The organism is Hymenobacter sp. YIM 151858-1, assembly GCF_025979705.1.
In the GTDB taxonomy this organism is placed as follows: Bacteria; Bacteroidota; Bacteroidia; order Cytophagales; family Hymenobacteraceae; genus Solirubrum.
In genome coordinates this window covers 3,627,737-3,645,678 of record NZ_CP110136.1, presented here as the reverse complement: position 1 = coordinate 3,645,678, position 17,942 = coordinate 3,627,737, and the positions used below count along the sequence as shown (strand labels likewise).

General features: G+C 61.8%; 18 protein-coding genes. 11 read left to right on the top strand and 7 right to left on the bottom strand.

Features of this window, described 5'->3' with window-relative positions; all coding sequences use genetic code 11:
• Window positions 1–18: 18 nt before the first annotated feature.
• Window positions 19–2,142, bottom strand: a complete 2,124-nt coding sequence (locus tag OIS50_RS16155; protein ID WP_264691664.1) for an IPT/TIG domain-containing protein — start codon at window positions 2,140–2,142, stop codon at window positions 19–21.
• Window positions 2,143–2,282: 140 nt separating this feature from the next.
• Here OIS50_RS16155 and OIS50_RS16150 point away from each other — a divergent pair, with 140 nt between their 5' ends.
• Entirely contained in the window at window positions 2,283–2,921 is a 639-nt protein-coding gene (locus OIS50_RS16150; RefSeq protein ID WP_264691663.1) for a hypothetical protein, read from the top strand.
• Between the two features lie 79 nt (window positions 2,922–3,000).
• Here OIS50_RS16150 and OIS50_RS16145 read toward each other — a convergent pair whose 3' ends face one another.
• On the bottom strand, window positions 3,001–3,912 hold the full coding sequence (locus OIS50_RS16145) for a DUF72 domain-containing protein (protein ID WP_264691662.1): 912 nt from the start codon (window positions 3,910–3,912) through the stop codon (window positions 3,001–3,003).
• Between the two features lie 347 nt (window positions 3,913–4,259).
• Here OIS50_RS16145 and OIS50_RS16140 point away from each other — a divergent pair, with 347 nt between their 5' ends.
• The 4 genes from OIS50_RS16140 to OIS50_RS16125 all read left to right on the top strand — a co-directional run bounded on the left by OIS50_RS16140 (window position 4,260) and on the right by OIS50_RS16125 (window position 9,534).
• Window positions 4,260–5,012 (top strand): septal ring lytic transglycosylase RlpA family protein, encoded by a 753-nt coding sequence (locus OIS50_RS16140; RefSeq protein ID WP_264691661.1) that lies wholly within the window; start codon window positions 4,260–4,262, stop codon window positions 5,010–5,012.
• A gap of 207 nt (window positions 5,013–5,219) precedes the next feature.
• On the top strand, window positions 5,220–7,661 hold the full coding sequence (locus OIS50_RS16135) for a penicillin acylase family protein (RefSeq protein WP_264691660.1): 2,442 nt from the start codon (window positions 5,220–5,222) through the stop codon (window positions 7,659–7,661).
• A 19-nt stretch (window positions 7,662–7,680) separates the two neighbouring features.
• Window positions 7,681–8,055, top strand: a complete 375-nt coding sequence (locus OIS50_RS16130) for a hypothetical protein (RefSeq protein ID WP_264691659.1) — start codon at window positions 7,681–7,683, stop codon at window positions 8,053–8,055.
• Window positions 8,056–8,304: 249 nt separating this feature from the next.
• Entirely contained in the window at window positions 8,305–9,534 is a 1,230-nt protein-coding gene (locus OIS50_RS16125; protein ID WP_264691658.1) for a hypothetical protein, read from the top strand.
• A gap of 82 nt (window positions 9,535–9,616) precedes the next feature.
• Here the strand turns inward: OIS50_RS16125 and OIS50_RS16120 are convergent, their stop codons facing one another.
• On the bottom strand, window positions 9,617–9,757 hold the full coding sequence (locus tag OIS50_RS16120) for a hypothetical protein (RefSeq protein ID WP_264691657.1): 141 nt from the start codon (window positions 9,755–9,757) through the stop codon (window positions 9,617–9,619).
• A gap of 15 nt (window positions 9,758–9,772) precedes the next feature.
• On the opposite strand from OIS50_RS16120, the gene OIS50_RS16115 reads away from it, so the two are divergent.
• Window positions 9,773–10,390 carry a hypothetical protein gene (locus tag OIS50_RS16115; RefSeq protein ID WP_264691656.1) on the top strand — a complete coding sequence of 206 codons (618 nt, stop codon included), beginning with the start codon at window positions 9,773–9,775 and terminating at the stop codon, window positions 10,388–10,390.
• Between the two features lie 90 nt (window positions 10,391–10,480).
• On the opposite strand, the gene OIS50_RS16110 is transcribed toward OIS50_RS16115, so the two are convergent.
• Complete coding sequence (locus tag OIS50_RS16110) at window positions 10,481–11,710, bottom strand: alpha/beta hydrolase family protein (RefSeq protein ID WP_264691655.1); 1,230 nt, start codon at window positions 11,708–11,710, stop codon at window positions 10,481–10,483.
• Window positions 11,711–11,947: 237 nt separating this feature from the next.
• Here OIS50_RS16110 and OIS50_RS16105 point away from each other — a divergent pair, with 237 nt between their 5' ends.
• From OIS50_RS16105 to OIS50_RS16095, 3 genes are all read left to right on the top strand, one after another.
• The gene (locus tag OIS50_RS16105) at window positions 11,948–12,358 is read left to right on the top strand and encodes a BlaI/MecI/CopY family transcriptional regulator (protein ID WP_264691654.1); all 411 of its coding nucleotides are present in this window, start codon (window positions 11,948–11,950) and stop codon (window positions 12,356–12,358) included.
• Window positions 12,339–13,658: a M56 family metallopeptidase gene (locus tag OIS50_RS16100; protein ID WP_264691653.1), complete on the top strand. Its 1,320-nt coding sequence runs from the start codon at window positions 12,339–12,341 to the stop codon at window positions 13,656–13,658. Before OIS50_RS16105 ends, OIS50_RS16100 begins: the two co-directional genes overlap by 20 nt.
• A gap of 187 nt (window positions 13,659–13,845) precedes the next feature.
• Window positions 13,846–14,841: a hypothetical protein gene (locus tag OIS50_RS16095; RefSeq protein ID WP_264691652.1), complete on the top strand. Its 996-nt coding sequence runs from the start codon at window positions 13,846–13,848 to the stop codon at window positions 14,839–14,841.
• A 106-nt stretch (window positions 14,842–14,947) separates the two neighbouring features.
• On the opposite strand, the gene OIS50_RS16090 is transcribed toward OIS50_RS16095, so the two are convergent.
• The 3 genes from OIS50_RS16090 to OIS50_RS16080 form a co-directional block, all read right to left on the bottom strand.
• Window positions 14,948–15,628 (bottom strand): carboxypeptidase-like regulatory domain-containing protein, encoded by a 681-nt coding sequence (locus tag OIS50_RS16090; RefSeq protein ID WP_264691651.1) that lies wholly within the window; start codon window positions 15,626–15,628, stop codon window positions 14,948–14,950.
• Window positions 15,629–15,834: 206 nt separating this feature from the next.
• Window positions 15,835–16,215 carry a hypothetical protein gene (locus tag OIS50_RS16085; protein WP_264691650.1) on the bottom strand — a complete coding sequence of 127 codons (381 nt, stop codon included), beginning with the start codon at window positions 16,213–16,215 and terminating at the stop codon, window positions 15,835–15,837.
• A 32-nt stretch (window positions 16,216–16,247) separates the two neighbouring features.
• Window positions 16,248–16,673 carry a hypothetical protein gene (locus OIS50_RS16080; protein ID WP_264691649.1) on the bottom strand — a complete coding sequence of 142 codons (426 nt, stop codon included), beginning with the start codon at window positions 16,671–16,673 and terminating at the stop codon, window positions 16,248–16,250.
• A 188-nt stretch (window positions 16,674–16,861) separates the two neighbouring features.
• Here OIS50_RS16080 and OIS50_RS16075 point away from each other — a divergent pair, with 188 nt between their 5' ends.
• Together OIS50_RS16075 and OIS50_RS16070 are read left to right on the top strand one after the other, a co-directional pair.
• A complete protein-coding gene (locus tag OIS50_RS16075; RefSeq protein WP_264691648.1) occupies window positions 16,862–17,545 on the top strand; it encodes a DUF3575 domain-containing protein in 684 nt (227 codons plus the stop codon).
• A 163-nt stretch (window positions 17,546–17,708) separates the two neighbouring features.
• A complete protein-coding gene (locus OIS50_RS16070; protein ID WP_264691647.1) occupies window positions 17,709–17,894 on the top strand; it encodes a hypothetical protein in 186 nt (61 codons plus the stop codon).
• Window positions 17,895–17,942: the final 48 nt, after the last annotated feature.

Sequence of the window (17,942 nt, the reverse complement as noted above, 5' to 3'; positions counted from 1 at the left end):
GGCACCGTGGCGCAATGGCTATTCCACCTGAATAAACGGCACCGTGCCCTTCTGGCTGCCGGCCTCCCACCGAATCAGGTACCAACCGGCGCGCAGCACGGGCAGCTCCACCTGAATCTGGGGGTTGAAGCCGGCCTGCGGCACGGGGTAGGCCGTGCCGCCGTAGTAGCGCCCCACGGCATCGTACAGCCGGATGATGAGGTTATCGGTAGAGGCCGCGTTCAGGGCCACATACACCTCGGAGCCGCGCCGCGGGTTGGGATACAGCGCAAACTCGGGCCCGGGTATGGTGCGCACCGAAACGGGTGCTACCGTGAGGCTGAGCCCGTTGCTGAGCTGCACCAGCACGCGGTAGTGCACCAGCTCGGCGCCGGGGTTGTTGTCGGTGAAGGTGTACGAAGCAGCGCCCGTGGGCGAAACCTGCCCGGCGCGCGCCCAGGTTTGCTGGTTATCGGTGCTGCGCTCTACCACGTAGTTTCGCACGTTGCATTCGTCGCGCACGGGCCAGGTAAGCAGCACGCGCGGGCCGGCCGTTTGAGCCGAGAGCGTGCCCGTAAGCGGCGCGGGTATCATGGGCGCGGCGCCGCACTTATCGGGCGCGAAGCTGCGCTGCAGCACGATATAGCCGCCCTGAATGTCGCGGTCGAAATCGAGCGTACGGTTCAGCTGCCCCCGCCCGATGGCGTAGTGCATTACGGCGCCCGGTCGGCCGGCGGCGGCCGGCGCAATTATGTGCGAGAGTTGGTGGCCGTGGCCCAGCTCGTGCACCGCCACCGATTCAAAATCGATTTGCAGCGCGGTGGGCAGCGAGGGCCCGAATTGCCAGGGCGTGCCGTCGTCGTAGAGCATGTCAATCTCCTTCACCCAAAACCGAATCTGGCCGTTGGCATCGCGGCAGCCCAGAAAATAGCTGGTGGTGCGGCCCAGCACTTGCGCGGGCAGCTCGCTGCCTTGGTCGAACTCCAGGGCATTCACGTCGTCGGAAGCAATGCCGCGGCTGGTGCGCGTGGCACCCAGCTCCCAGTTGATGGCCGTTTGGCAACGCCAGCTGGCCAGGGCGCGGCCGAAGGCCTGCATGGCCGCCGCGTTTTGCGCAAACCCCGCATCGGGCTGAAACGAGTAGCCCCCGCGCCGGTTTTGGTTGAAGTGCTCCGTCGGGAACAAGGCCAGGCTGGTAGTTTCCTGCACGTTGGAAACGGCATACACCACCGTAATGCTGAGGGCGCTGATGGTGCTTTGGTTGTCGGCCGTATTCACGCGGATGTTGCCCGTGCCGGCCGGGCGCCCCTGCTCCGTGAACGAGGGCACCCGCACTTGAATGCGCGTATCCGACCACGACACGATTTCGGAGCTGGGTGTGCGCGTAAACGAAGCGCCGCCGTCGTCGGCGTTGCGGAAATCGACGCTGCCGGGGGTAGCGCCGAAACCGCTGCCGCTAATGGTAAGTACCGTGCCGGTACCCGCCGTTACGCTAAGCGGCGCGAGCGTGGTAATTACGGGCGCCGTTACCCGCTGCGCCGTGGCGGGGCGCAGGCGCCTGGCTACGGCTGCCGTAAGCGCGGGGTTGGCGTCGAGCAGGCGCAACTCCTGCCCCGTGAAAGTCAGCTGCTGCCGGTAAAAATCCTCGTCGAGCAGCGGGTAGCGCCGAAAAGGCTCGGCGGCCGTGGCCGCGGCTACATCGTAGCGAATAAACCCTTGCAGGCTGCCGTAGGGCATGAAAGCCTGCGGCTCGCTGACGCCCCGAAAGCCCGCCGGCTGCAGAAACAGCAGGCCCTGCTCGCCCACCTTCAGGGCAAGGGTATTGGTGATGCTTTCGCGCGCCAGCTCCACGGTGCCGCCCTCGGTTATTACCGTCAGGGGTTGCCCGGCTGCCCACTGGCCTTTCAGCAGCTTGTACACGCGCAAGGTGTTGGCGGTGTAAATATGGCGGTGCTCCCGGTCCCAGAAGCTGCGTTGGGCCACCACTTCGGCCTCTACCACCAGCGTGGCCCGTTGGGCGCGCTCGGCGGGGTCGAGGGGCAGCAGCAGGCACGAGGTAGCGGGTGCTGCGGCCAGGGGTTGCTGCGCCGCCGCGGGGCCGGCCAGGGCCGCCGCCACAGCTATTGCCAAGGCCGCGCGCCGCAGAGTAAACAGTGTATGCATAGCCGGAAACGTGGTCGGGTTGAGGGGTAAGACAACAACATACGAACAAAAAGGCCTGGTTGGCTTGCCGGCCCGCATGCAACCCAGGCGGCTGGTGCCGGCCTCCTGGGTTTAACCTACAACCCTCAACCCCATTGTTTGTGCCCAAGCTATTTGCACCCGCCGCTAGTCTGCTGCTGGCCCTGCCGCTATCCGTCAGCCAGGCCCTAGGTCAGGCCCCCGCCCTCCCCGACTCGGCAGCGGCCGCCCTGGCGCCGGCCCCGGCCCAAACCATTTTTAAGCTGGGGCTCGATGCCGCCGATGCCTGGGGCAGTTGGTTTGGCTTTCAGGTGCCGGTGTACGCGGGCGTAGAGCGCCAACTGGGCCGCAACTTTGCGCTCAGCGGCGACGTGCGCCAGGGTTTTGGCGTTTCGCAGGGCCGGCTGCAGCTCGCCGAAATTCGCGCCTCGCTCGGGGTGCGGTACTACTACGGCCAAGCGCGGCGCCAACGGTTGGGCAAGCCAATTGCGCCGTTCAATGGCACCTATCTGCAGCTGCAAATCAGTAACAACCTCACCCGCGCGGGCTCCCCGTATTGGTCCGACAGGCCCGTGTGCTTCAACTACCAGCCCAGCGCCGAGCTGATGTGGGGCTGGCAGCGCACTTTCGGCAAGTACGGCTTCTTCGATGCGGGTGCTGGCCTGCGCTTGCAGCGCCAGAGCTACTACACCCTGCCGGGCTGGTCGCGTAACCTACAGCTCGAGCCTTACATCCGCCTGCGTACCGGCGTGCGTTTCTGAGGCTGCAGGCAAGCCTCCGTTGCCCGGGCACCTAGGGCGCGGCCATGGCCGCGCCCTAGGTGCCCGAACTGCTTTGGCGCTAAAACAGCTTGCCCTGCACGGGCTGCACCACCAGCTTGGGAGCGGGCAGCTCGCGGCCGGTAAGCTTGCCCAGGCGCTGCAAAAAGTACTGTGCCCACACGGGGGCGTCGTTCACTTCGCGCTGATGGATAAAGAAATACACCTGCTGCAGGCCGCTTTGCAGCCACGCAGCGAGGCGCTCGGCCCAGGCATCGGCGCGGAGGTAATCGGAGCGGTGCAGGGCGTGGCCGTTGAAGCGGATAAACGCTGCGGGCGTGGTGAGGCGCTGGTGCAGCACGTCGCGGCGGCCGGCCACGTCGCTGATAACCCAGGTTTTACCTAGGGCTTCGAGCAGGGCCGCGGTTTCGGCCAGCAGCGCTTTGTCGTGGTACCAGGCGGGGTGGCGCAGCTCCACGGCCAAGGGCAGGTGCTGGGGCCAGTCGAGCAGGTATCGCTCGAGGCGCGGCAGCTGCTGGGGCGCAAAGTGGGGCGGCAGCTGCAAAAAGGCCATGCCCAGCTGCTCGCCCAACCCTTCGAGGGCGCGGCAAAACGAGTTGGTCAGGTCTTCGGCCCGAAACAGCTCCCGGTCGTGGCTGATGCTTTGCGGCACTTTGGGGCAAAAGCGGAAGTGCTCGGGCACGGCCTGGCGCCAGCGCCGCACCATGTCGGCATCGGGAATGCGGTAGTGCGTTACGTTCACCTCCAAGGAGTTGAACTGCCGGCCGTACCACATCAGCTGATCGGCCTCGCGCAGGCCCAAGGGGTACCATTGGCCTAGCCACGAGCGGTTTGTCCAGGTGGGGCAGCCCACCCAGATACCGGCCGGCTCGGCAAGCGGGGCGGTGCGGGCCAGCAGCGTGGCGGTGTCGGGGTGGTCGGGCGGCAGGGTAAAGTCGAGCCCGCGCACATCGGGTAAGCGGCCAAAATCCATGTTCAAACCTACGCAATGCCCACCGCAGCAGGCGATACTCCCTTACACAAAATTTTGGTAATTACCAAACGGCTTTTGAACAAAACCCGGAGGCTCGACCGTAACTTTTTTCAGCGGCAGATAATCTTATTTCTTGCCGAGGTGGCCAATTATCCACACAGAATCCTAAATCGCCCTCAAGGAAACACAATCAGCCATTTTTCAGCCGATCAGAAATAATCTTAAATGCAAATTTTCCGGATATAGCACAATTTTCAACTATTCTGCTTAGGTTACGCCGCTGGGGTATTTGGATTGTATTCCGGCGAGGCCAATAGTTTTGGCCTGTTCACCAAAGCAGAGAATCAATGAAGTTGACCCAACGACAGAACCTCTCGGGCTTGCTGATGACTTGGCTGGTAGCCCTGCTGCTACTGGCCGGCTCATTCCCAACTCTGGCCGACGATACCCCCACCGCTACCGCCTCGAAAAGCGCTGTGCTGCGCGGCCGGGCCTCGTGGTACGGACGCGAGCACCAAGGCAAACGCACCAGCAACGGCGAGCGTTTCGACCGCAACCAATACACCTGCGCGCACAAAACCCTGCCCTTCGGCACCCGCCTGCGCGTAACCAACCCCCAGAACGGCAAAGCCGTGGTGGTGCGCGTAACCGACCGCGGCCCCTACCGCCACCAGCGCATCCTGGATTTGTCGGAAGTAGCGGCCCGCCCGCTGGGCATCGTGCAGCTGGGCTCGGCTGGCGTGGTGGCCCAAATCGTACCCGCCGACACCCCCCTGGGCCCGGTACAGGGCGTGGCCAGCGTGCCCGCCGAACAGGAAACCGACATTGTGGTGACGGAAACCTCGCCCGAGCCCGCCGAAACCTACGTGGTGCAGGCCGGCACCTTCGGCGAGCTGCGCAACGCCGAGGCCCTGGCCGCCCAAATCAAAGCCCTCGACGCGCAGCTGCCCGTGGCCGTGCGCCAGGACAACGTGAACGGCCGCCCGCTCAACCGCGTGATTGTGGGCGAGCGGCTGCCCCGCCCCCAGGCCGACGAGCTGTGGCAGCGCCTGCAGAGCCGCGGTATTAGTGGGCTCGTGCGTCAGGCCGAAAATCTGTAGCACTCCTACTCAGCAAGCCCAACGGCCCCGGTTGCACTGCGCAGCCGGGGTTTTTCTTTCTCGCTGAGGTTCGCGGAGGTCGGCGCCGAGGTACGCAGAGGCCGTTGAACGACTCAGCGAACCTCGGCGAACCTCTGCGAGAAACACCTCTAGGTTTGCGCGGCGCGTTTTTTTGTCGGATGTTGAGGGCAGCTATTGCTCGCTCTTATGCTGCGCTACATCCGGGCCGGTTTGGCTCTTCTGACTACGGGTACCCTGGTGTGGGCCCTCAACACCAACCACGGCGAGGTGCCGGCCTTCGGCAAGTTCCTGAGCCCGTACGAGGGCTTTTGGCGCAACGGCGAAGCCCCCAGCGACTTTGCCGCCGAGCAAACCCTAGAGCTGCCCGGCCTGCAGCAGCCCGTAACGGTGCGCTTCGACGACCAGCGCGTGCCGCACATCTTCGCCCAGAACGACCACGACCTTTACTTCGCCCAGGGCTACTTTACGGCCCGCGACCGGCTCTGGCAGATGGAGTTTCAGACGCACGTAGCGGCCGGACGCATTTCGGAGATTGTCGGACCTAGGGCCTTGGAGTACGACCGGTTTCAGCGCCGCATGGGCTTGCCCTACGGGGCCGAAAAGTCGCTCGAGGTGATGCTAGCCAACCCCACCACGCGCACGGTGCTGGAGGCCTACACGGCCGGGGTAAATGCCCACATCAACAGCCTAGCGCCGCGCGACTACCCGCTCGAGTACAAACTGCTGAACTACGCCCCCGAAGCTTGGACGCCGCTCAAGTGCGCCCTGCTGCTGAAGCTGATGGCCTGGGACCTAAGCGGCCGCTCCGACGATTTGCGCCTCTCCAACGCCCTGCACAAGTACGGCCCCGCGGTGGTGCGCGACTTGTTCCCGGACTATCCCACGCGCGAAGACCCGATTGTGCCCGTAGGCACGCCGCTCGATTACACGCCCGTGAAAACGCCGCCGGTGCCGGAGGTGTTTGCCGCCGCGGCTTCCGATAAGGTACCTGCCCTGGAGCCCGACGCCGACCTAGGCTCGAACAACTTTGCCGTGAGCGGCGCGCGCTCAGCTTCGGGCTTGCCCATTCTGGCCAACGACCCCCACCTGCAGCTCAACCTGCCCAGCATTTGGTACCAGATGCAGCTGGTGGCGCCCGGCGTAAACGTGTACGGCGTTACCATTCCGGGGGCGCCCACCATCATCATCGGCTTCAACCAGGAGGTAGCCTGGGGCGTGACGAACGTGGGCGCCGACGTGCTCGACTGGTACCAGCTGAAGTTCAAAGACAAGACCAAGCGCGAGTACTGGCACGACGGGCAGTGGAAACCCATCCGGCGCGTGGTGGAGCGCATTAAAGTGCGCGGCCTGCCCGAGCGGCTCGATACGGTGCTCTACACCCACCACGGCCCCATCACCTACGACCGCGCCGAGAAGGTTTTCAACGAGCAAACGCCCATTCGGCACGCCCTGCGCTGGACGGCCCACGAGGGCGGCAACGAGGTGCTCACGTTCTACGGCCTCAACCGCGCCCGCAACTACCAGGACTACGCCGCGGCCCTGGGCACCTACGCCTCGCCGGCCCAAAACTTCATCTTTGCCAGCCAGCAGAACGACGTGGCCATTTGGCCCAACGGCAAGTTTCCGTTGAAGTGGAAAAACCAGGGCAAGTTTGTGCTCGATGGCGCCAACCCGCAGCACGATTGGCAGGGCTGGATTCCACAGGCACAGAACCCGCACGTGAAGAACCCGGCGCGCGGCTTTGTGTCGTCGGCCAACCAGTTTCCGGCCGGGCCCGATTACCCCTATTACCTAGGCTGGAGCTTTGCCAGCTACGAGCGCGGCCACCGCATCAACGAGCAGCTGGCGCGCATGCGCAAAGCCACGCCCGACTCGCTGCGCGTGCTACAGAACGACAACCTGAACCTGCACGCCCAACTGATACTGCCGCGCATGCTGGCCTTGGTGCAGCCCGAGCAGCTAACCGCCGCCCAGCGCCGCGCCTACAACGAGCTCAGCCGCTGGAACTACCTGCACGATGCGCAGCTTATTGCCCCAAGTATTTTTGAAATGTGGTACCCCGAGTTGGCCAAGCGCATCTGGGACGACGACTTCGGCCTGAAAGCCACCGGCCTGGAAATGCGCTACCCAACCCGCGACCGGACGGTTAACCTCATCATGCGCGAAGACACCTCGCGCTGGATCGACGACCGCCGCACGCCGCAGCGCGAAACCCTGCCGCAACTGGCCTTGCAGTCGTTCCAGCTTGCCACCGATTCGCTTACCCGCAAGTACGGCGACTTAGGGCCCAAGTGGCGCTGGGCCAACCACAAGAGTACCGACATCCTGCACCTGGCCCGCCTGCCCGGTTTCGGCCGCCTGGATCTGGATTGCGGCGGCGGCGCGGCCATCGTAAACGCCACCACCGAGCGCAACGGCCCCTCGTGGCGTATGGTGGTAGCCCTAGGTGCCGAGCCGAAAGCCTACGGCGTGTTCCCCGGCGGGCAAAGCGGCAACCCCGGCTCCCGCTACTACGACAACATGATCGAAACCTGGCGCACGGGCCAGCTCAACGAGCTGATTTACCTGACCTCGCCCACCCAACAACACCCGCGCGTGCACGCCGCCTGGACGCTGCAACGCCGCTAACCACCTAGCCTTTTCTGGTATGAAACTCTTCCTGGCAATACTGGTGCTGGCGGCCGTACCCCAACTCTTTTTGCCCTGGTGGGCGCAGGCCGCGGTAGCCTTGCTCCTAGGTGCCTTGCTGGCCCGTCGCGGCGGCCAGGCTTTTGGTGCCGGCTTTGGCGGAGCGGCCCTGGGTTGGCTGCTGCCCGCGGCTTACTTATACGTACGCAACGGCGGCCACCTAGCCAACCGTGTAGCCGAGCTGTTGCCCCTAGGTGGGCAGGGCTGGGCGGTGGTGCTGGTAGCGGCGGTACTTGCCGGTTTGGTGGGCGGCCTGGCTGCACTAACGGGCTGCTGGCTGCGGCAGGCCATCAGTCCCGCGCCAGCTCATCAACTTAACGAATTGAGGCAGTGATATCTAGGCCTCCTTTTAGCTTGCTCTCCAAGCAACATCCTAATTACTCAAAATTAAAATTAATCCATTCAACTTCTTAATTATCAAAACAACAAGATACCATCACTCCAATCAATGCACGATCTTATAATGTATATACATATTTAAGGAAAAATATTTATACTCGCCTATTTGTTTTAAGTAAACGTTCCTGATATTTGCCGCAGTGATTATTTGTTCATATTAACAGTAAATCACTGCACCTATTACTTGCAAGTAATTATTACGGCTTTAGTATTCATCCTGATCAGTAGAAACGAGCCGATCTTTAATCCACTCACATTTTTATTGTGTCTACGTTTACCCCCCCCCTCTTTTGCCTTTCTGGGCAAAGCTTCTGCAGTTATAAGCCTGGGCTTGCTGCTATCTACAACTGCTTGCCAACACGAAGAAACCTTGCCCTCGGGAGTTAAGGCTTCGGCTGCGCAAACCGATGCCAAGCTTGCCAAAGAACCAAAACCGGTTCGTAATGGCAAGTTCCTGAAATTTGATACGCGCAAGGACTTCGAGCGAACGATTCACCAAATCGGTAACGTACCGGTAGGCATGTCGTTGGAAGCGCACCTGGAAAAGTGGGAAAAAGACCACAACTTTTTCTCGTTGCGCGCAGCCAAAGCCAAGCAAAAAAAGAACATAGCGGCCAGTGGCTCCGAATCAGCGGCTAACCCCGCTCAAAACATTGTGGATCAACCCACTCTGGAAGGCGACTACACGCCTATTGTGTATAATACGCCCGTTGACGAACAAAACTACATCGAGGACGAATACCTCGCCACCATCTTATCGCCTGACATGACGATCCAAATTGGTGACGACATTTACCGCCTCGATCCCGCCACCAACCACTTGTATTACACTGCGGTGGACAATGGCGAAATCTACGACGAGCTAATCAGCGAGCAACCCAATTCGCCGGAGATTTTTTGGTATCCTACTACCCAAAATGTTTTTGAGCTTCAAGACGCAGGCGTAGAAGGCGCACCGTCGAGCAGCAGTAGCTTCACCATCGGCGCCGGATCAGGCATCGGTTGCGGCAGCAATGCCCCTGCAAATAAGGACGAGAAGGGGATACAATATAGCCGTAGTCAACGACTGGATTGCAAGCTTGTATATCAAAGCGTAGGTATTTATTTTTCAATTGTTGCCAAAGGAGAAAGCCAAGTCAAATCATTCGGAATATGGTGGGCACAGAATCCAGCGGTTACTTTGACACCACAGCCGACGGTAAAATGGTTGCCAATGTGCGAAACAAGCTGGAGCGCTGACGCTACGACCTATTATAATTTCAAAATCCCAACTCCTAACGAGTCCAATAGGAGCAAGGTAACCAAACGTTATTACGAATCAAGCCGCGGGTTAAAGAGCTATGATTGCAAAGTACAATTTTCAGATTTGGATGGCAGGATTGTAGGACCAGCACTGCAAATAACTCATTTGTAATACAAATTACCTGGCAACTCTTACCCAGAGTTGCCAGGCTTTTTTGCCTATTATGCGCTTTCATTTAATTATCTTTTGCTGCCTATTTTTTCTTGGCATAGTCGCCCACGCCCAGCGCAAGCTTTATCTTGATTTGCAAGGCGGGCCGCACTACAGCTACGCTGAAGGGGCGCATTTCGGCCTGGGCAATGGCCCGCTCACGGGGCATCAGTTCCGGCTTCATTGGCTGGTTTCGCCTATGTTGCGCTTGCAGCTGAACCAAAAAACGGCCGTATCGGTGGGGTACTCGTCGGGCATGATGGGTCGGGGCCACCGCATTTTTATGCCGCAAGCGTACAGCAACAACACGTACGGCACCGTATACAGCTTTTCGACCTCGGGCGACGAAGTGCACCGGCTACCCGTGCTGCTGCACCACGAGGTCAAACGGTTCAATTTCACGCCCATCAACCCCGAACAAACCCTCTACAATTACAGCGTGGGACTGTCGGTGTACGGTGGCGGCGGACTGAACTACAGGCGGCAAATCAACGACGGAACGGCTGTATCATCCATCAGCTTTATGGCCGATACGATTACGGAAGTGCAACGTGCCCGGCTGGTAAACAAGGTGGGCGCATTCGTAACAGGCGGCGTTACGGCGCGCTTTTACCGCCTGGGCAAGGAAAAGCTGAACCTGACGCTCTTCCTGAACCAAGGCCTGACGGACATGCTTAAAGTAGACCTTGATTACCGCTACAACCGCGGCCACGGCACCGAGCAGTTCCGGGTGCGCGGCTCAAGCGTGGGGCTGATGCTGGGCGTGCCCATCCGGCTGAAAACCTTCGAGCCTACCCCGCCGCCCGGCACGCGGTAGTAGCATGCATACTGCCCAAAAAACGCGGCCCCGGCTCCTGCAAACAGCAGGAGCCGGGGCCGCGTTTTTGATCCGGAAGCTGCCTAGGTGCTAGTAATACTGCGAAATGAAGCCAAACGCCTCCAACGTATAGGCTCCTGCCGCGCTGAAGTGGTTGCCGCCCTGAATGGGCCGCAGCTGCACCTGCGTGGCTCCTTTGGCGCGCATGGCATCGTAAGCATCCTGCGAGTTGAAGAACGGCACGTAGTCGTCGGCGGTGCCGTGGAAGAGGGCCAGCGGGGCTTTGGGCTTCCAGTCGTACACGTCGTTGTTGCGGAAGGCGGTGCTCATCGGCGCGTCGTTGTTGTTGAGCACGCTCGTCCGGAAGCTCTCGGTAAAGAGCTGCTGCACCTGTTTCGGCACCGCAGTAAAGGGGTTGCTCTGCAGCTGCGTGGCGTAGGGCTGGTTGTAGTAGTGCGTAAGCGGCCGCCGGATATCGTACACGCGGTTGTAGGTGTTCAGCACCCACACGTAGGAGTTCAGGAAATTGAGCGGCTGCGTGGAGTTGAGGATATACTTGGCAAAGGCCGTTTTGTGGTAAGCCCCGGCGCCCGGCGCGCTGGCCGTAACGGTAAACTCGTTGCTGGCCTGCTCCTCAATCAGCTTGTGCAGGGCCATGGTAGCAAAGCCGCCTTCGGAGTAGCCCAGCAGGAAGTTCTTCTTGTTGAGCTGTACCTGCTGCTTTTGGCAGAACTCGCGCGCCGCCCGCAGCATATCCAGCGAAGCCGACGCCAGCGACGGCGCGTGCTCGTAGGGGTGCGGCAGGGCCTTGGAGGCACCGTAGCCGATGTAATCGGGAGCCGATACGATGTAGCCCGTGGAAGCCAGCACCGATACCGCCGACCATACCTCGCTGCTCGAGCTGTAGTAAGATGGCGCCATGCTTTCGGATGATGGCGAGATGGTGCCGTGCTGGTAGCTTAGCAGCGGCAAAGCCTTGGTGGTAACCGGCACCAGCAGCGCCCCCGAGGCGGTAATATCCTGCCCATCGGTGTTGCGCGTGCTGTAGGTCAGCTTGTACACCTTAATGGGATGTTGGGCCAGGGCACCTACCAGCGGCACCGAGGCCACGCGGCCCGCCAGCGTGCGTTGGTCGTACTCGCCGATAAGCGTGCTGCTGATAAGCCGGCCGCCGGTGGGCTCAGGGGCTTGCGGCGTTGTGGGCGGTGCCGGCTTAGCGGCCGATTCTTTCTGGCAACTGGGCGTAGGCACCAGCAGCAGGGCCGTGGAGAGCAGCCAGGCGTAGCGCGCAAACCGCTGAAAAAGCTTGTTCTGTATCACGGAGGAGTTAGTTCTGATTGGTCTTCCCTCAACACCTCAGCAGGCAAAAGATTTCGCGGCGCAGCCAAAAAGAGCCGTATCGCGCGGCGGGGCGGTGCCACGCACCGTTAGGCCGCACCCACCCAGGGATTTAAAAGGTGCCATTGTTGGCTGAAATCGGGCGACACACCCATACAACTACAAGATTAGTTTCATAACTAAATAATTAGTTGTACGTTTAGCTCACTGATGTCGCCCATGGAAAAACTACCCGAACTAACCCGCGCCGAAGAGCAGGTAATGCAGGTGCTCTGGCGCCTGGGTCCGGCCTTCGTGAAGGAGGTGCTGGCCGAAATGCCCAGCCCGCAACCCGCCTACAACACAGTATCCACCATCATCCGCATTCTGGAGCAAAAGGGCTACGTGGGCCACGAGGCCTTCGGGCGCACCTACCGCTACCACGCCCTGGTAGTGCAGGATGATTACCGCCGCCACTCCTTGCGCAAGCTGTTGGGCGGGTACTTCGGCAACTCCTTCGGCCGCCTAGTTTCCTTTTTCGCGAAGGAAGAAAACCTGACCGCGCAAGAGCTCGACGAGCTGCTGCGCCACGCCCAGCACGACCTCAACCAACCACCCCACCCCGCCGACGATGATGCCAAGCCTGCTTAACTGGATGTGGCAAAGCACCCTGTGCCTGGGTGCTTGCTGGCTGCTGTACTGGGCGGTGCTCCGGCGCGAGGCATGCTTCGGCTACAACCGCGCCTACCTGCTGCTCACGCCCTTGCTTGCTGCCCTGGCCCCGCTGCTACCCTGGGAGCAATGGTGGCCCGTAGCGGCGGCCGTGCGCAAACTGGGCATGCCCACGGTGGTGCTGCCGGTGCTGCACGTAGGCGCCGGCCCGCAAGCCATTGCCCGCACAACTGATTGGCTATTGGTGCTTTACATAAGCGGCGCGGCAGCAAGCCTGCTGCTGCTGGGCCTGCGCCTAGGTAGGCTGTGGCTGCTCACCCGCCGCCTGCCTGCTATAGCCCGGCCCGGCTACACGCTGCGCCTCACGGGTGGGCAGCTGCCGGTAAGCTCGTTTGGCCGCACCGTGTATTGGGATGACACCGCCCCGCTTTCCGCCGCTGAGGCCGAGCAGGTGCTGATGCACGAGCTGGCCCACGTGCGCCAAGGCCACAGCGCCGACCGCCTGTGGCTGGAGCTCTGCCGCGCGGCCTTGTGGTTCAGCCCGCTTATGTACTGCTACCCGCGCGCCCTGGCGCTTACCCACGAATACCTCGCCGATGCCGCTGCCCTAGGTGAGCCGGGCGCTAAAGAGCCGGGCAGCTACGCCCGTTTGCTCGCCCAACAGGCCACCGCTGCCTGGCAATCGGCGCCTGCACTTGCCCACACGTTTGCCACTTCCAACACCCTCAACCGCATTCGTATGTTACACCACCTCCAAAGCACCGCGGCCTGGCGCAAATGGGCCGTGCTGCCCATGGCCGCCACCGTGCTGATGCTGGTGGCCTGCGAGAAGATGAACTCGCTTGGCACGCCCCCGCCCCCGCCGCCCGCAGCACCCGAGGCACCGGTGGCCCCGCCTCCGCCACCTGCCCCGCCGATGTACCGGGGCACCGAGCAGGTACACAGCCGCGTCGATAAGATGCCGGAATACCAGGGCGGCATGTCGCACCTGATGCACGACCTAGGCACTACCGTGAAGTACCCCGCCGAGGCGGCCGCGGCAAAGCTTGCGGGCAAGGTGTTTGTGCATTTTGTGGTTGAGCCCGATGGCCGGATCAGCGGCGCCGAAGTGCTCAAAGGCATCGAGGTAGCCGACAAGGCCCAGCAGCCCCTGGCCGACGCCCTGAACCAGGCTGCGGTGCGCGCGGTGCAGCAGTTGCCAGGCCGCTGGATACCCGGCGAGCAAAACGGGAGGCCGGTGCGGGTTGCCTACACCATCCCCATTTCGTTTGCCTTGTAGTCCTGATGGCACCAGCAGGCCCGCTCCCTCGCCGGGGCGGGCCTGCTTTTTTAACACCGATTTAACTACGCCTAAGCGCTTTCGGGCTAAGGGTTCCTGAAAAAGGCCCTAACTTTGAGACAGTCTTCTGCCCATCAACCGCTTGCTAGTGACTGATTTCGCTTACGCTTCCCGCTTAAAGGCCGTCGTGCTTCCCGCACTGGGCCTGTTTCTTACCACCCTGCTCCCCGGCTGCGGCACCCGCACCGATGCCGAGGGCAACGCTGCCACCACCGCCGAGGCCGCTGCGGCCAAACCCGTCGTTATCGACTCGGTGCAGCTGAAGCGCGAGGCCATGCGCCGCGACTCGCTTAAGGCCGACTCCATTGTGCGCGCCAGCGGGCAGTTGCCGGGCTCCATTCTGCCGGGCAAGCGCATTATTGCTTTCTATGGCAACATCCGCTCGAAGGGCATGGGCATTTTGGGCCGCGAGCCCAAAGAGCAGATGCTGGCCAAGTTCCGGAAGGTGCAGAAGGAGTGGCAGGAAGCCGACCCGAGCATCCCGGTTCAGCCCGCTTTGCACAACGTAACCATCACGGCCCAGGGCAGCCCGGGCAAGGACGGCAAGTACCGCCTGATGAACTCCAAGGCTACCATCGAGGAGGTTATCAAGTGGGCCCGCGAAAACAACTGCATCCTGTTTCTGGACGTGCAGGTGGGCTGGAGCGACCTGGAAAGCGAGCTGCCCAAGCTGGAGCAGTACCTGAAGTCGCCCGACATTCACCTGGGCATCGACCCGGAGTTTGCCCTGAAAACCAAGAAGGTTAAGCCCAACCGCAAAATCGGTACCTACGACGCGAAGGACGTTAACTACGCCATCAACTTCCTGGCCCGCATCGTTTCGGAAAACAAGCTGCCCCCGAAGGTGCTCATCGTGCACCGCTTCACGCAGGGCATGATTACCAACTACAAAAACATCAAGCTCGACCCGCGCGTGCAGGTGGTAATGCACATGGACGGCTGGGGCAACCCCATCCTGAAGAAGGACTCGTACCGCGACTACATCGTGAAGGAGCCCGTGCAGTTCACCGGCTTCAAGCTGTTTTACGAGTACGACCCGCGCCCGGCGCCTCACCACATGATGACGCCCAAGGAGGTGCTGGCCGAGCTCGACCCCAAGCCCTTGTACATTCAGTACCAATAAGTGTTTAGGCCCCAGGCCAACAAAAAACCCGCAGCACCTAGGGCGCTGCGGGTTTTTTGTTGGCTGGCCACGCTCCGTGCAGGAGCAAGCGGCGAGTTTGCGGGTGTTAGAAAATCCACCAGCGGCGGGCTTTGCGCCCGGGTGTTTCTTCGCGGGGTAGCAGGGTTACGGTGCGGGTAAAGCGGGCATCAAGGGGCAGTTCCTCTTCGGTGTAGCCGGCGTAGCCAAACTGCAACCGGGCCGCCTCGCCGGCGGGCAGGCGCAGGGCGTAGTTGCCCTGAGCATCGGTGCCGGCCCCCAAGCCAGTGGCTTTGTCGAGCACGGTGGCGCCTACCAGGGGCTGGCCGTTTTCGCCCAAAATGCGGCCCTTCACCGTTACGTAGCGCATGGCGGCGCTGCTACCTGCGGCCGCGGCCGGTAAGGTAGCTTCGGTGGCGTCGGGTACGGGCAGGTTGCGGTTCGGCAGGTTGGCGTTGGCCATTACGGCCCCGCCGGCCAGCGCTGCCCCGGTTACCAGCACGGCGGCGCGGCGGCGCAGGCGCTCGGGCTCGGTGCGAATAAGCTCGAGCTGCCGCTGCACCCAGCCCCGGGGCCGTACGGCCTCGCCCTGCTGGCGCAAATCGTAGAACCGACCTAGGGTTTCGTCGGCCAGGGCACGGTTGGCTTTCAGGTAAGCATCAACGGCGGCGGTGTGCTGGCGCGATAAATCGCCGCGCAGGTAGGCGTCGCGGTACACCGGCAGCAGCGCGCCGGTGTGTGGGTGGAAGGGGGAAGCTGTTAGTTTCATCAGCTGTACTGAAAAAGTGGTGGATGAATAAACCCCGGCGGGACACCTGGGCGCCCCGCCCGGAAAAGCACAGACAAACGACCGCCTTATTGCGAAGCGAAGAATTCGCGAACAGCTGAGAGAAAGGCAATAGGGCAGCTGGCCCGAGCCGCCGCAACGCGCCCGGGCACCTAGGAAACGGGGCCGCGGCCCCAAACAAGCAGGGGTTACTTCAGCAGCTCGCTTTGCTGGCGCAGCACGTCGCGGGCAATGGCCAGGTTGGTATCGCGGGCGTTTACGGCCAGGTAAATGAACTTCTTGCCGCCGTCGACGAGGTTGATGAGGTGCAGCTGGTTGGTCAGCGAAATGAGGATGTCGTCGATGGTTTCGCCCTGCAGCTTCAGCGCCGCCATGGCTTTCTGCTTTTGCTTTACCACCTCGGTATTGTAGGCGGCGGCGGTTTCGGGGTTGAGCGAGGGCGAGTTGCTGTGCGAAGCCAGCGTCATGCCCGATTGGGTATCGACAACGGCAACAGCTATCAGCTGGGGCAACTCGTTGATGATATTTTCGATGGCCTTGCCGGCCGGGTTAGTAGAAGAGTACGCCATACGTTAAAGGAAAAGGGGGTTGAAAAAACGGGTTATCCGGCCACGTGGTGCAGCACGCTGCGGGCCACGGCCAGGTTGGTATCGTGGGTGCTCACGGCCAGGTACAGCAGGCGCTGCCCGCCGGGCAGCAGCCGCAGCAGGTGCAGTTGCTCGCGGGTGCTGATGAGTATATCGGCAATTTGTTCGCCCTCGAGGCGCAGCGCCGCCACGGCTTGCTGCTTTTGCCGCACCACGGCCGCGTGGTGCTGGGCGGCACGTGCCAGATCGGGGCCGCGGTGCGCGGCGTGGCTGGCCAACAAGCGGCCGGTTTGCAGCTCTACCACGGCCGCGGCCAGCAGTTCGGGCAACGCGTCGCGCAGGTTGCTCACCGCTGCTTCGGCCGCTGCATCGGCTACGGGGGCGGGGGCAGTACCCGGCAAACCTAGACGAACGATACGGTTGAGTAGCGGTATTTTCATGTTGAACTGGTGCCGGTGGCGGGTCGTATACTGAGGAGCTTTCAATTTTGTTTAACGTTTATAGGTATAAAATTAAACAATACAGTATTTTATCGATAGCATCCAATTCCGGCCCCACTCAACCCAACCCGCTGCTTTGTGGATGTCGCCGCCAGCATCTAACTTTAGCTATATTTATTGTACTAAGAATGTCTGTGCTTCTTTGGGCCGCCACGTTGGGCGGCGGGTTACTGTGGCCCAATCCCACGGAATCGGGCCCGGCGCCAACCGCACCCCGCAACATTATCAAGATTGCCCCCTTGGGCTGGATACACGGGCAGGAGCCGTTTTCGGTGGAAACCCGCCTGGGCTACGAACGCGTGATAAGCCCGCACGGCAGCGTAATGGGCAGCTACTCTTATTTGGGCACCAACTATCCGTTTACGTTCATCGGCGAGGCAGCCCTGAGCGCCACCATCATGACGGCGTTTGCGGCCGCCGGGCACGCGCGCGTCGTCTGGACGGATGTGAAAACGCGTACCACGGGCCACCGCTACCAGCTGCAGTACAAGTACTACCTGGGGCAGCGGCGGCAGGCGCCGGAGGGCTTTTACGTGTCGCCGCACTTCTCCTACACCAAAGCGCACTACACCTTCGAGGCGCCCGATTTTGCCTACAAAGTGGGCAGCCGCACCGTCAACCGCAACTACAACGTGCTGTTTGGCTACCAGGCCGTACTGGGCCGCCACCTGGCAGTGGAGCTGTTTACCGGCCTCGGCTACCGCGACAAAACCGAGAAAACCTACGACCAGAACGACAACTACACCGGCACGCGCGAGCGGGAAACCCCGCTGAAAGTGTCGTCGGGGCTGAACGTGGGCTGGGCTTTTTAGGCCCTAGGTGGCAGGCAGCGGTAGCAGCTGCCGGAGCACGGGCAGCCACGGGGCGCAGCTATCACAGCTCGTCGGTACTGATGGTCAATTTGTTGCGAAGCCAAACACCCTACTCCGAGCCGCGTACACCTAGGCATGGTTTCACCCAAAACCACCCACAGCCATGACTAAGAACCGAACCAACGTGCCCGCTACGCCCTCGCACGACGACCCCAACCGCAAAAAGCAGGAGGACCAGCGGCCCGACACGATGAAAACCAGCAACCGGCACCCCACGCCCGACAAAGCCCACGACCCGGAGCGCCACGCCGATCCGGGCCTGAAGAGCAACCAGCGCAACAAGCGCTAAGCCTTTAATACCCAACTAGCGCGCCCCGCGCCGGCCACTGGGGCCGGC